Annotated in this window: 9 protein-coding genes; 6 read left to right on the top strand and 3 right to left on the bottom strand. The window is 72.4% G+C overall.

Annotation, left to right across the window (positions count from 1 at the left end; genetic code table 11):
- Window positions 1-2 precede the first annotated feature (2 nt).
- From ACIPSE_RS24240 to ACIPSE_RS24220, 5 genes are all read left to right on the top strand, one after another.
- Window positions 3-941, top strand: a complete 939-nt coding sequence (locus tag ACIPSE_RS24240) for a carbohydrate ABC transporter permease (protein WP_401665604.1) — start codon at window positions 3-5, stop codon at window positions 939-941.
- Between the two features lie 107 nt (window positions 942-1,048).
- On the top strand, window positions 1,049-2,386 hold the full coding sequence (locus ACIPSE_RS24235; RefSeq protein WP_401665601.1) for an ABC transporter substrate-binding protein: 1,338 nt from the start codon (window positions 1,049-1,051) through the stop codon (window positions 2,384-2,386).
- Window positions 2,387-2,468: 82 nt separating this feature from the next.
- Window positions 2,469-4,514 carry a beta-galactosidase gene (locus ACIPSE_RS24230; RefSeq protein ID WP_401665598.1) on the top strand — a complete coding sequence of 682 codons (2,046 nt, stop codon included), beginning with the start codon at window positions 2,469-2,471 and terminating at the stop codon, window positions 4,512-4,514.
- Window positions 4,515-4,654: 140 nt separating this feature from the next.
- On the top strand, window positions 4,655-6,685 hold the full coding sequence (locus ACIPSE_RS24225) for a glycoside hydrolase (RefSeq protein ID WP_401665595.1): 2,031 nt from the start codon (window positions 4,655-4,657) through the stop codon (window positions 6,683-6,685).
- 165 nt (window positions 6,686-6,850) lie between these two features.
- Window positions 6,851-7,303 carry a hypothetical protein gene (locus tag ACIPSE_RS24220; protein ID WP_401665592.1) on the top strand — a complete coding sequence of 151 codons (453 nt, stop codon included), beginning with the start codon at window positions 6,851-6,853 and terminating at the stop codon, window positions 7,301-7,303.
- On the opposite strand, the gene ACIPSE_RS24215 is transcribed toward ACIPSE_RS24220, so the two are convergent.
- Window positions 7,285-8,517 carry an MFS transporter gene (locus tag ACIPSE_RS24215; RefSeq protein ID WP_401665589.1) on the bottom strand — a complete coding sequence of 411 codons (1,233 nt, stop codon included), beginning with the start codon at window positions 8,515-8,517 and terminating at the stop codon, window positions 7,285-7,287. The two genes, ACIPSE_RS24220 and ACIPSE_RS24215, sit on opposite strands and share 19 nt — an antisense overlap.
- Window positions 8,518-8,907: 390 nt before the next feature.
- Between ACIPSE_RS24215 and ACIPSE_RS24210 the strand changes: the two genes are divergently transcribed.
- Entirely contained in the window at window positions 8,908-9,582 is a 675-nt protein-coding gene (locus ACIPSE_RS24210; RefSeq protein WP_401665586.1) for a hypothetical protein, read from the top strand.
- 10 nt (window positions 9,583-9,592) lie between these two features.
- Here the strand turns inward: ACIPSE_RS24210 and ACIPSE_RS24205 are convergent, their stop codons facing one another.
- Complete coding sequence (locus ACIPSE_RS24205; protein ID WP_401665583.1) at window positions 9,593-10,213, bottom strand: class I SAM-dependent methyltransferase; 621 nt, start codon at window positions 10,211-10,213, stop codon at window positions 9,593-9,595.
- A gap of 833 nt (window positions 10,214-11,046) precedes the next feature.
- Window positions 11,047-13,023: an ATP-binding protein gene (locus ACIPSE_RS24200; RefSeq protein ID WP_401665580.1), complete on the bottom strand. Its 1,977-nt coding sequence runs from the start codon at window positions 13,021-13,023 to the stop codon at window positions 11,047-11,049.
- Window positions 13,024-13,153 lie beyond the last annotated feature (130 nt).

The following is a 13,153-nucleotide window of genomic DNA, read 5'->3' as shown; positions in this document are numbered from 1 at the left end:
CGATGAGCAGCCCTGCCTCGACGGCCTCCTCGGCCACGCCCGCGAGCGCCGCCAAGAGCGCGCCCCGCCTGCGCGGCAAGCGGGCGCACTCCCCGACCCGCCCCCGCCGCAGCGTCCTGATGACGGTGCTGGCCTCGCTGATCGTCCTGTACACCGTGGTGCCGCTGATCTGGCTCGTCATCAACGCGACCAAGACGCAGGCGGGCCTCGGCGCCTCCAACGGACTCTGGTTCGCCCACGACTTCGCGCTGTGGGACAACATCCGCGACACGTTCACCTACAACGACGGGGTGTTCGGCCGCTGGCTCCTCAACACCCTGCTCTACGTCGTGCTCGGCGCGGGCGGCGCGACCCTGCTGGCCGTGCTCGGCGGGTACGCGCTGGCGAAGTTCGACTTCCCCGGCAAGCGCGGCATCTTCGCCCTGGTCATCGGAGCCGTAGCCGTCCCCGGTACGGCGCTGGCGGTGCCCACCTTCCTGATGTTCAGCAAGATGGGCCTCACCGACACCCCCTGGGCGGTGATCATCCCGTCGCTGGTGTCCCCGTTCGGCCTCTATCTGATGTGGGTCTTCGCCACGGAGGCCATCCCCACCGAACTGCTGGAGGCCGCCCGGATCGACGGGGCCGGCGAGGCGCGCACCTTCTTCACGGTCGTGCTCCCGCTGCTCGCCCCCGGCATCGTCACCGTGCTGCTGTTCACCACGGTCGCCACCTGGAACAACTACTTCCTTCCGCTGATCATGCTGAAGGACCCGGACTGGTACCCGCTCACCCTGGGTCTGTCCGCCTGGAACTCGCAGGCCGAGACCATCGGCGGCGACGTGATCTTCAACCTGGTGATCACCGGATCACTCCTCACCATCCTGCCGCTGATCGCCGCGTTCCTGCTGCTCCAGAGGTACTGGCAGTCGGGTCTCGCCGCCGGAAGCGTCAAGGAGTGACCCCCGCGGCCCCGCGCCGCCCCACGACCCCACCTTCGCCCGGACCCCGGGTCAACGCACTCCCCCACCCTCACCTGTCCCACCCACGAAGAAGTGGAAGCACCGACATGCGCAGAAAGACCAGCCGCGTGCTGCGCGGCATCGCCCTCCTCGCCACACTCGCCCTCGGCGCCACCGCCTGCGGCGGCTCGGACGACGACTCCAGCACCAAGGACGTCTCCGCCTCCGACATCCAGGCCGCGCTGAAGAAGGGCGGGGACATCACGGTGTGGGCCTGGGAGCCCACCCTGAAGACGGTCGCCGCCGACTTTCAGAAGAAGTACCCCAAGGTCAAGATCAACCTGGTCAGCGAGCGGTCCGGCGACAAGCACTACACCGCCCTCTCCAACGCGATCTCGGCCGGCAAGGGCGTCCCGGACGTCGCCCAGGTCGAGTACTTCGCGCTCGGCCAGTACTCCCTCACCAAGGGCCTCGCCGACCTCGCGCCGTACGGCGCCGACAAGCTCGCCTCGAAGTACACGCCCGGCCCGTGGAACGCGGTGACCGAGGGCGACGCGGTCTACGGCCTGCCGATGGACTCGGGCCCGATGGCGCTGTTCTACAACAAGAAGGTCTTCGACAAGTACGACATCGCCGTCCCCACCACGTGGGACGAGTACCTGGACGCCGCGCGCAAGCTGCACAAGGCCGACCCCAAGGTCTACATCGCCAACGACGCCGGTGACGCGGGCTTCACCACCAGCATGCTGTGGCAGGCCGGTTCCCGTCCCTACCAGGTCGACGGCACCAACGTGAAGATCGACTTCGACGACGCCGGGGCCAAGAAGTTCGAGGCCGTCTGGCAGAAGCTGATCGACGAGAAGCTCCTCGCGCCGATCAACGGCTGGACCGACGACTGGTACAAGGGCCTCGGCGACGGCAGCATCGCCACCCTGGCCACCGGTGCCTGGATGCCCGCCAACTTCGTCTCCGGTGTCCCGGACGCCGCGGGTGACTGGCGCGCCGCCGCCATGCCGGCCTGGACCGCGGGCGACAAGGCCAGCGCGGAGAACGGCGGCAGCTCGCTGGCGCTGCCCGAGCTCGGCAAGAACAAGGAACTCGCCTACGCCTTCGTCGAGTACGCCAACTCCGGTGACGGTGTCGCCACCCGCGTGAAGGAAGGCGCCTTCCCGGCGACCAAGGCGGAGCTCCAGTCCACCGAGTTCCAGAGCAAGAAGTTCGACTACTTCGGCGGGCAGGAGGCGAACAAGATCTTCGCCGAGTCGGCCGCCAACGTCGCCGACAACTGGTCCTACCTGCCCTTCCAGCCCTACGCCAACTCGATCTTCAACGACACGGTCGGCAAGGCCTACGTCTCGGGCACCACGCTCGCCGACGGTCTGAAGGCCTGGCAGGACGCCTCGGTCAAGTACGGCGAGGAGCAGGGCTTCACCGTCGAGAAGTAGCCCTCGGCCAGCGGTACCTCAACGACGGGCGGCGCGGCGCGTGAGCCGCGCCGCCCCCGTGCACCACTTCGGAAGGAACGCCATGATCTCCACCCTCCAGTCCCGCATGCTCCGCGGGGCGGACGGTGACCCCGCCCCCCGCCTGGCCTACGGCGCCGACTACAACCCCGAGCAGTGGCCCCGGGACGTGTGGGACGAGGACATCCGGCTGATGCGGGAGGCCGGCGTCACCGTCGTCTCCGTGGGGATCTTCTCCTGGGCGCGCATCCAACCGGACGCCGACACCTACGACTTCGGCTGGCTCGACGAGGTCATGGACCTCCTGCACGCCGGCGGCATCGGCGTCGACCTCGCCACCGCGACCGCCTCCCCGCCGCCGTGGCTGTCCACGGCCCACCCCGAGATCCTCCCGGTCACCGCGACCGGCGAGACCCTGTGGCCGGGCGCCCGCCAGCACTGGCGGCCCACCTCGCCCGTCTTCCGGGAGCACGCGCTGCGCCTGGTCCGCGAGATCGCCGACCGGTACAAGGACCACCCGGCGCTGGTGGCCTGGCACGTCTCCAACGAGCTGGGCTGCCACAACGTCTACGACTACTCCGACGACGCGGCCCGCGCCTTCCGCACCTGGCTGCGCGCCCGCTACGGAACGCTGGAGAACCTCAACCACGCCTGGGGCACGGCGTTCTGGTCGCAGCGCTACAGCGACTGGGAGCAGATCCTGCCGCCGCGGCTGGCCGCCTCGCACCCCAACCCGACCCAGCAGCTGGACTTCAAGCGGTTCTCCTCGGACGCGCTCAAGGACTACCTGGTCGCCGAGCGGGACCTCCTGCGCACGATCACGCCCGGCATACCCGTCACCACCAACTTCATGGTGATGGGCAACACCAAGGGCATGAACTACCCGGACTGGGCGGACGAGATCGACTTCGTCTCCAACGACCACTACGTCCACCCCGGCCCGCAGGACCGCGACGAGCTGTCCTTCTCGGCCAACCTGACCAGCGGCATCGCGCTGGGCAAGCCGTGGTTCCTGATGGAGCACTCCACCAGCGCCGTCAACTGGCAGCCGGTGAACGTGCCCAAGCGACCCGGTGACCTCGCCCGGGACGCGCTGCTGCACGTGGCGCACGGCGCGGACGCGGTCTGCTACTTCCAGTGGCGCCAGTCCGCCGCGGGCGCCGAGAAGTACCACTCGGCGATGGTCCCGCACGCCGGCGCCGACAGCGACGTCTTCCGTGCGGTGGCCGCCCTCGGCGCCACCCTCAAGACCCTCGCCCCGGTGGCCGGTTCGGAGCGCGAGGCGGCCTCCGTCGGCATCCTCTACGACTGGGACTCCTGGTGGGCCAGCGAGCAGGACTCGCACCCCACCGAGCTGCTCGACTACCGGCAGGAGGCCCTCGACTGGTACTCGGCGCTGCTCGAGCTGGGCATCCGCGCCGACCTGATCACCACCCGCAACGACCTCTCCCGCCACCAGGTCGTCGTCGCGCCCGTGCTGCACGTCGTCCCCGCCGAACTGGCCAAGGAGCTGACGCGCTTCGCGGAGCAGGGCGGCCATCTGATCACCACCTACTTCTCCGGCATCGTCGACGAGAACGACCGGGTGTGGCTGGGCGGTTACCCGGGCGCCCTGCGCGAGCTGCTGGGCATCCGCATCGAGGAGTTCGCGCCGCTGCTCGACGGTGTGAGCGTGGGGCTGGACGACTCCTCCACGGGCACCCTGTGGACCGACCGGATCTCCGCGACCGACGCCGGCACCGAGGTCCTCGTCCGCTACACGGACGGCGAGCTGGCCGGGCTTCCGGCGATCACCCGCCGTCCCGCGGGCACCGGTTCGGCGTCCTACGTCTCCACGCGGCTCGGCGTCGACGGGCTGACCGGGCTGCTGCCGCGGCTGCTGGAGCCGGCCGGCGTGCGGAGCGAACTGCCCGCCGCGCTGCGTGGTTCGGTCGAGCTGACCGTGCGCCGCGGGGCCGGGGAGCGGTTCCTGTTCCTGGTCAACCGGACCGACGCGAGCGTCCCGGTGACCGATCTCGCCGGTGACGTCCTCATCGGCACGACCGGCCAGGACGGTGCCCTCGTCCTCGGTCCGCGGGAGGTCGCCGTCCTGCGGCAGCCGGCCGGCTGATCCGACGGCACCACGTCACACCTCACAACTCCACACCCACGACTCCTCGGCGCGGCCTCGGCCGCGCCGAGGGCCATCCCCTGGTGCCGGCACGGCGCCAGGGGCCCACCACAGCGACCGCACCGCAGTTGGGAGCATTGATGGCACGCCGTACCCGCAGCAGACGGACCTTGCCCGCCGCCGCGCTGACCGCCCTGGCGACCGGGGCCGCCCTCCTCACCGTCCCGGCCCAGGCGCACGCCGCAGCCGCCGTCACGGTGACGCCGGACCCGTCGTACGCGCACGAGAAGTTCGAGGGCTGGGGCACCAGCCTGGTCTGGTTCGCCAACGCGACCGGTGACTATCCGCCGGCGATCCGGGAGAAGCTCGCGAAGCTCCTCTTCGGCGACGACGGGCTCGCCCTGAACATCGCCCGCTACAACATAGGCGGCGGCAACGCCCCGGACGTGACGGACTATCTGCGGGCCGGCGGCGCCGTCGAGGGCTGGTGGAACGCGCCGGAGGGCACCACCCGCGAGGACACCGACTGGTGGAGCGCGGACGACAAGGCGGACTGGAACAAGGACGCGGACGCCACCCAGCGCTGGTGGGTGAACCGCATCAAGAACGACATCGACCACTGGGAGACGTTCAGCAACTCCCCGCCGTGGTTCATGACCGTCAGCGGCTACGTCTCGGGCGGTTTCAACTCCTCGGCCGACCAGCTCAAGACCGGGTCGGTCGACGACTTCGCCGCCTATCTCGCGGGCGCGACAAAGCTGCTGGAGAAGTCCGAGGGCATCAAGGTCGACACGATCGACCCGTTCAACGAGCCCAACACAAGCTACTGGGGCACCACCCTCGGTGCGGACGGCGAGCCGGTCGGCGGCCGTCAGGAGGGCGCCCACATCGGGCCCGCGCTCCAGCAGAAGGTGCTCGCCGCGCTTCCGGCGGCCCTGAAGAAGGCCAAGGTCAAGGCCGGCATCTCGGCGATGGACGAGACCAACCCGAGCACGTTCGCGACGAACTGGAACTCCTACTCCCAGGAGGCCAAGGACGTCGTCGACCAGATGAACGTCCACACCTACGGCACCGGGCAGCGCACCACCGTCCGCGATCTGGCCAAGGCCGCCGACAAGCCGCTGTGGATGAGCGAGGTCGAGGGCGACTGGGGCGACGGGCAGAGCTTCACCGACATGCGTCCGGGTCTGGGCCTGGCCCAGCGGATGGTCGACGACCTGCGCGAACTGGAGCCCACGGCCTGGGTGTTCTGGCAGCCGGTCGAGGACTACGACAACATGAAGCCGGGCGGCGAGTCCGCCAAGGGCGGCAACTGGGGTTCCATCCAGCTGCCGTTCAGCTGCACCTCCGCGGACACCCTGGAGTCCTGCCCGATCTACACGAACACCAAGTTCGACACGGCACGGAACTTCACGCACTTCATCAAGCCCGGCGACCAGCTGATCAAGGTCGACGACACCTCCAGCGCCGCCGCCGTGACGAAGAACGGCAAGGGTGCCTCGCTCGTCCACGTCAACTCGACCACCGAGGCGCGGACGGTCACCCTCGACCTGTCCAAGTTCCGCACGATCAAGCGGGACGCGACGGTCACGCCGACCGTGACCAGCGCCGACGGCAAGCTCCAGCGCCAGGCCCCGGTCAAGGTCGTCGACGGCAAGGCGACCTACACGGTCCCGGCGCAGTCGGTGACGTCGTTCGCCGTGAAGGGCGTCTCCGGTGTCGCGAAGGACGCCGGCCTGTTCAGCAAGGGCCACTCCTACACGCTGACCGGTGTGCAGAGCGGCAAGGCCGTCACGGTCGCCGCGAACGGCACGAACCTGGTCATCGGCGCGGCCAACGGCACGGTCGCGCAGGAGTGGCAGCTCGACGCGCGCCACGGCAGGACCGGCAACCGCCAGCGGTACGTGTTCGCCAACCCCGCCGAGGGCGAGCGGCTCGCGGTGCGGGACGACGTGCCCGTGGTGGAGCCCGACACCGGGGAGCGGGACCCGGCGACCGAGTGGATCCTGTCGTCGACCGGTGACGGCACCTGGACGCTGGTCAACGTGGCCACGGGACGGCTGCTGGAGGTCGGCGGCCAGGCCACGGGCGAGGGTGCGGCGGTCACCACCTGGCAGGCGAACTCCGGGTCCAACCAGCGCTGGCGGATCACGGACGTGACGGCCCCCTAGCGCCTCGTCCGGCCCCATGTTCCCGTCCGCGGTGCGACCTGTCGCACCGCGGACGGGGCGTTCCCGGGCCCGGCCGGGCGTTACGCCGTTCGAGTGGTGGGTTCGGGGCGGCCGTCGTAGCGTCGGAGGTGGACATCAGACGGCGATCCGCACCGGGGAACGGCCATGTACAGACGAGCGGGAATCAGCCTGGTCGCGTTCTGCGCCGCCGCCGCCCTCTCCACCGCGGTGGGCCCGCCGAGCGCCGCCGCCGCGGAGCAGGCCGCACCAGGGCGCGCCCCGCAGACCGTCCTCGTCGACTGCCTGTGGAACCCGGAGGTGCGCCCCTCCGACTTCATGCTGGCCTGCGGTGACGGCAACAGCCGCCTGGCCTCGCTGAAGTGGACGCAGTGGGGCACGGAGGCGGCGCGCGCCGAAGGCGTGAACTGGGTCAACGACTGCACGCCGTACTGTGCGGCGGGCCGCTTCCACGGCTACCCGGTGAAGGTGCTGCTGGACCAGCCGCAGTCGTGGAAGAAGCAGCCCGGGACGACCCACTACGCGCGGATCACCCTCGTGTACCCGGACGACAGGCCCGCGGGGTACGGGCAGACCATGTCCTATCCGCTCTGGGACTGAGCGGAGCCGGCGACCGGGTCCAGGGCCTGTCCGGACGGGGTGCCCGAGGAGGCGACCACGTCGGAGGAGCCCTCGCCCCGGTCCATGACGCCGCCCATCACCGCGAGCCCGATACCGGCCACGCCGAGCGCCGCGCCGACCAGGGCCGGTGAGGCCCAGCCCCAGCCGGCCGAGATGGCGAGGCCGCCGAGCCAGGCGCCACCGGCGTTGGCCAGGTTGAACGCGGAGTGGTTGGAGGCCGCCGCCATGGTGGGGGCGTCCTTGGCCTTGGACATGAGCAGGATCTGCACGGGCGTGGTGATCAGGGCGCCCATCGCGCCGATGAAGGCGATCGTGATCAGCGCGGGCACCGTGCTGTGGACGGTGAAGTAGAAGACGACCAGCGCCGACGACAGCAGGGCGAGGCCCGCGTACAGAGTCGGGCGCAGGGCGCGGTCGGTGAGAGGGCCGGCCAGCAGGGTGCCGAGGGTCATGCCGACGCCGTAGAGCGCGAGGACCAGGGTCGTCGAGGAGTCGGACAGGCCCGTCAGGTTGGTCAGCATGGGGACCAGATAGCTGTAGACGGCGAAGAACCCGCCGAAGCCGACGACGGCGGTGGCCAGGCCGATGAACACCTGCCGGTTGCCCATCGCGCGCAGCTCGTGCCGGATGCCGGCCTGGGCGCCCCGGGGCTGGTGGGGGACGAAGACGGCGAGCGAGGCGAGGGCGACGAGGCCGATGACGGCGACCGCGACATAGGCGGCCCGCCAGCCGAGCTGCTGGCCGAGCGCCGTGCCGGCGGGGACGCCCACGATGTTGGCGACGGTCAGTCCGAGGAACATCCGCGACACCGCGGTGGCGGCCCGGTCGGCGGCCACCAGGCGGGACGCGACGACGGCGCCGACACCGAACAGGGCGCCGTGGGGCAGACCCGCGAGGAAGCGTGCGGCGAAGAGGGTGCCGAAGCCGGGGGCGAGCGCGGAGGCGATGTTGCCGATGACGAAGAGCCCCGACAGGAGCAGCAGGAGGCGCTTGTGGGGGATGCGCGCACCGATGCCCGTCAGCAGCGGGGCGCCGACGACGACGCCCAGTGCGTAGGCGGAGACGATGTTGCCGGCCTGGGGCACGGACACGCCGATCCCGTCGGCGATCTGGGGCAGCAGACCCATGGTCGCGAACTCGGTCGTGCCGATGCCGAACGCGACAACAGCCAGGGCCAGGAGAGCCAGTGGCATGGCGCAGGTCAACCTTTCGGAGGTGGTGCGGGGAAAGTCCGTGGGCGGGGGCGGGGCGGGGCCGCGTCCGCGCGGCTCCTCGTGCCCGGCATCGTCGCCCGGCGCCCCCTGGGCATGGTGAGCCCGTAACCAGTGCAGCAGCCGCGCGGAGGCGGACATTCCAAGATCCCGCCCCGGCGTGCGTGAGCTGTGTCACTTCACCACCGCGGTCGCCCCTCCGAGCCCTCTGCGCCCTTCCGTGCTCCCGTGCGCCCGGTCGCCCGGCCTGTTTTCTGCCGCCGGTCGAGCATTCGTTCGGCCGGATGGGTATTCCTCCGGCATCGGCGGAAGCAGGGGCGCGGCAGGAACAGGGGCAGGGCAGGGCAACGGGACAGGCAGGGGGGCTTCACTGTGGCACGCCCGTCATGGACGTCCGATCCGGCTGAGGAACCGCGCCGTCGAAAACGGGACGTGGTGCGCGGGCTGCGCGCCCAGGACCGGTACGGGCCGAGGTTCCGCGATGTGCTGCCCGCGTTCATGGTGCTGACGGTGGTGGTGTGCTCGGTGGTGGCCGGGCTCGTCGTGGGGTCCCGCACGGTCGGGGTGGCCGTGCCCGTCGCCGCCGCCGGCGTCTTCCTGGTCGCCTTCTCGGTGGGGGTGCGCCGCCGCCGTCCGGGCGCCCGGCGCCGCAAGGGCCGCTACACCGCCCAGGAGCTGTTCGAGCTCGACATCCAGGGCCTGGCCCTCGCGGTGGCGCGGATGCTGCGCCGGGACCACTGGAAAGTACGCCTCTTACCCGCGCCGGACCGCCCCCGGCTGTGCGCCCGGCATCCCGACGGCCGCCGGCTCGACGTGGCGTTCCGGCCCGTGGCGGAACCCCTCCCCGACGAGGACGAACCCCACCCCCACACCCACAAGGGGAACCCCGACACCTTCCTCCACCTGGTCGTGCACCGCGGCACGTTCCGGGACCGCGACATCCGCTGGGCCCGGCGCGACGGGAAGACCGTCCTGCTGGACGGCTCGGCGTTACGGCTGTGGGCCGAGGGCGCGTCCCTGGACAAACTGCTCCCCCGCGGCAGATGACGGGGAACCACTACCCGGGTCGGCGGGAGGCGTGCGGGCGCAGGACGATCGCCGTCTTGCGCCGGCTGAGCCGGTGGACGGACCGGTACGGCCAGTCGGCGCCCACCGTGTCGAGTTCGCCCGGGGTGAGCGCGCCCCGGAACGCGCCCCGCCGCCTGCGGCACCCGGCGTCCTCGGTGCCGTCCCGCAGGTGCACCAGCGCGTAGAAGGCGCCTCCGGGGCGCAGCCAGCGGGCGATGTCCGGCAACAGACGCGCGTGCCGGAGGTACGGGAGGGCGTACCGGCAGGTGACCAGATCGAGGGTGCCGGCGGCGAGACCGGCGGGGGCGGGGTCCCGGTCGATGTCCCAGCGTGCGTAAGCGAGGTCCTCGTGGACTCCGGCGGCGGTGGCCTGGCGCAGGGCCTCGGCGGAGAAGTCGTAGCCGCGGACGGTCAGGCCCCAGGCGGCGAGCTGCCGGGTCCACTGCCCGTTGCCGCACGCGAGATCGACGGCGCGCAGGCCGGGCCGCGGGGCCAGGTGGCGACAGAAGAACTCGGCCTCCTTGCAGCTGACGACGAAGGGCAGCCCGGTGCGGTGCCAGTCGTCCCACTGGTCGGGCCGGGGCGGGGGCGATGACTCGGTACAGGGCACGGGCGGACACGTCTCTCGTGGTCGTGGGCGTGGTCGAGGGCAGAGGGCGTGGTCGAGGGCGAAGGGCGTGGTCGTGGGCGTGGGCGTGGGGTGCGGCCGGGGAGGGAGGGCACGGGAGCGGGGGCCCTCCGAGGCGAAGGGCACGGGCTCAGGGGCCGCCCTCCGTGGCGGGGGGCGCGTTCTCGGGTCCTCGCTGCGAGGTGGACGGCCCGTATGCCTGAGTCCCCTCCGCGGCGAAGGCCCGATCCGCGCGGGTTCCTCCTCCGAAGCGGAGAGCCGGGCGCGCACGTCCCCCTCCTTCTCGGAGAGGGGCACGGGCTCACGGGGCTCTCCCTCTCCCAGACGGAGGGCACGGGCTCGCGGGTGGCTCCCTCCGCAGCGGACGGCGCAGGCTCACGGGTCCTCTTCCAGGGCGAGGGCCCATGCGAACAGGTCCCTCTCCGCGGCGAAGGCCCCTTGCGCACGAGTCCCTCACTGAAACGGAGAGCCAAGAGCTCAGGTCCCCATCCGCAGCAGTGGGCACGGGCTCCGGAGGTCGCCCTCCGTGGCGGGGGGCCGTGTTCGCGGGTCCTCGTTCCGGCGGGGGACGGCCCATATGCGCGGGTCCCCTCCCAAACGGAGGGCCCAAGCGGAGGGTTCGTACACGCGGGTCCCCCTCCGAGGCGGTGAGCCGCGCACGCAAGCGCCCTCCGTAGCAGAGGGCACAGGCTCCGGCCCCCTCCGAGGCAAGGGCCCATGCGAGCAGGTCCCCCTCCGCGGCGCAGGGCCCACGCGAGCAGATTCCCCGCGGCGCAGGCCCCCTCCACCCGGTCCCCCTCCGGGGGCGGACCCGGTCAGTTCGGGGTTCGGGCTGCTGAGGGGGTCAGGGGTGACGGGGCCTCGCGGGGCTGGGGCGGGTTCGGTCGCCGTTCGCGTCGGCGGGCCTGGTCCGGGGTGTCGTCGGGTTCCTGGGTGTCGGCGAGGAGCTGACGGAGGTCGGCGGTGCCCCGGGGTTCGGGCAGCGCGGGGTCCAGGGCCGCGAGGACGCGGCGGGCCCGGCGGGCGGCGCGGCGGCCCCGTCCTTCGTGCCGGTCGAGGTGGGCCTGGGCGGAGCGGGCGAGGAGCGTGGCCCAGGCGTCGGTGCGGACGCTGGGGTGGGTGAGGGCGCGGCGGGCGCTGCGGCGGGCGTCCCGGGGTGCGAAGCGGGTCTGGGCGACGGCGAGGGCGGCGAGGCTGACGGCGGGTGAGGGGCCGCCCGGCGCGTGCGCGGGGATGGTCTCGGCGGCCTGCTGGAAGTGGAGGGCGGCGGCGCGGGCGTCGTCGTGACGCCAGGCCAGGGCGCCCTGGACGTGGGCGACGCGGCCGATGGCGGCGTCGTCGCCCGCGAGCACGGCGGTGCGCCAGGCGCGGTCGAGCAGGCGGCCGGCTCTCGCCAGGTCGGGGTCGGCGCACAGCCAGGCCGCCAGCCACCAGCCCTGGACGAGCGCGGGGCTGCCGGCCGGGCACAGCGGCAGCAGTCGCAGCAGCGCCTCGCGGCCCTCCTCGGCGTGGCCGTACACGACCCACCAGAACCAGAGGCCGACCACGGTCTCCACGGCCCACTCCGCGTGGTCGGGATGCGCGCACGCGTGGTGGAGGGCGGCCAGGAGGTCGGCGCGCTGGGAGCGGACGAGTTCGACGGCCTGTCGCTGGGAGCCCGTGCTCCACAGGTTCTCGGCGACCGCGGCCGTCTGCCGGGAGTGGAGCATGCGCCGCTCGGCGGCGACGGGCAGTTCGCCCGCCTCGGTGAGGCGTTCCAGGCCGAAGTCGCGGGCCGCGCGGGTCATCCGGTAGCGCGGGGCCCGGACGCCGCCCGTGTCGCCGAGGGGTTCCAGGACGCCCGAGGAGACCAGCCGGGCCAGGCAGACCGGGACCTGTTCGGGAGCGACCTCCCCGCCGGCGCACACGAACACCGCCGTCGGCTCGGTGAACGGCCCGGCCAGGACGCTCGCCCGGCCCCACACGGTGCGCGCCCCGTCCTCGCAGAGCAGGTAGTCGGCGCCGAGGGCCTCGCGCAGGGAGCGGTGACGGGGCACCGTCCGGGCGTCGCCGGTCAGCCAGCACTGGTTGCCGGCGAGCAGGGCGGGCAGGTCGGCGACCGGGTGGGCGGTCAGCTGCCGTGCGGCCAGGCCGATCGCGAGCGGGACGCCCTCCAGGAGGGCGCAGACCTCGTCGATCGCCCTCAGTTCCGGCTCGCCGGGGCTGAATCCGTCGACGACGGCGCGGGCCCGGGCGAGGAACAGTTCCGCGGCGGCGGAGGGGCCGTCGGGGTCGTGCGGTTCCCGGCAGCCGAGCGGGGTCAGGCGGAGCACCCGCTCCTCGCCCACGCCGAGCGCGCGGCGGGAGGTCACCAGCAGGCGCAGCGCCGGGGCCGCCATCAGCAGCCGCTGCACCACGCCCACGCACTCCAGGTGCACGGCGTCGACGTCGTCGAGGACGAGCAGCGTCGCCGCGGTGGGCAGGGCGGCGGCGGTCGCGGCGAGGTCCGTGCCGCGGGGCAACCCGCGTCTGCCCGCCAGTTCCTCGGCGACGCGCCGGCTCAGGGCGCCGGGGACGGCGGCGCCGCGTCCGCGCCAGCGCACCCGGACCACGCGCTGCCACGGTCCGGCGACCGAGGCCTCGCCCGCCAGGCGGCTCTTGCCCACTCCGACGGAGCCGGTGACCGTGACCAGCCGGTGTCCGGTCATGAGGTCCCGCAAGGCCGTGAGTTCCCGGGCCCGGCCCACCAGAGGGCCGTCCTCGGAGTCCCTGGACAGGGACAGGCGGCCTGAGCCGCCGACGGATGTCCGCACGTTCCACTTCTCCCCGTACCACTGTCAGCACATATCGAACAAAGAGCATCGAACACGGACACGGAAGGCGGGCGAAACAAGTGAAGAATCGTCACTGCAACCGCGTCACACGAGCTTCAACGCGCTCCCG

Source organism: Streptomyces sp. NPDC090106 (genome assembly GCF_044747265.1).
Taxonomy (GTDB): Bacteria; Actinomycetota; Actinomycetes; order Streptomycetales; family Streptomycetaceae; genus Streptomyces.
Note: the sequence above shows the minus strand (reverse complement) of the source record. Positions and strands in the feature narration are given on the sequence as shown.

Excerpts from the sequence above, each read along its gene's own strand:
- ACIPSE_RS24240 (WP_401665604.1), top strand. The coding sequence starts at position 3 with ATGAGCAGCCCTGCCTCGACGGCCTCCTCGGCCACGCCCGCGAGCGCC.
- ACIPSE_RS24235 (WP_401665601.1), top strand. The coding sequence starts at position 1,049 with ATGCGCAGAAAGACCAGCCGCGTGCTGCGCGGCATCGCCCTCCTCGCC.
- ACIPSE_RS24230 (WP_401665598.1), top strand. The coding sequence starts at position 2,469 with ATGATCTCCACCCTCCAGTCCCGCATGCTCCGCGGGGCGGACGGTGAC.
- ACIPSE_RS24225 (WP_401665595.1), top strand. The coding sequence starts at position 4,655 with ATGGCACGCCGTACCCGCAGCAGACGGACCTTGCCCGCCGCCGCGCTG.
- ACIPSE_RS24220 (WP_401665592.1), top strand. The coding sequence starts at position 6,851 with ATGTACAGACGAGCGGGAATCAGCCTGGTCGCGTTCTGCGCCGCCGCC.
- ACIPSE_RS24215 (WP_401665589.1), bottom strand. The coding sequence starts at position 8,517 with ATGCCACTGGCTCTCCTGGCCCTGGCTGTTGTCGCGTTCGGCATCGGC.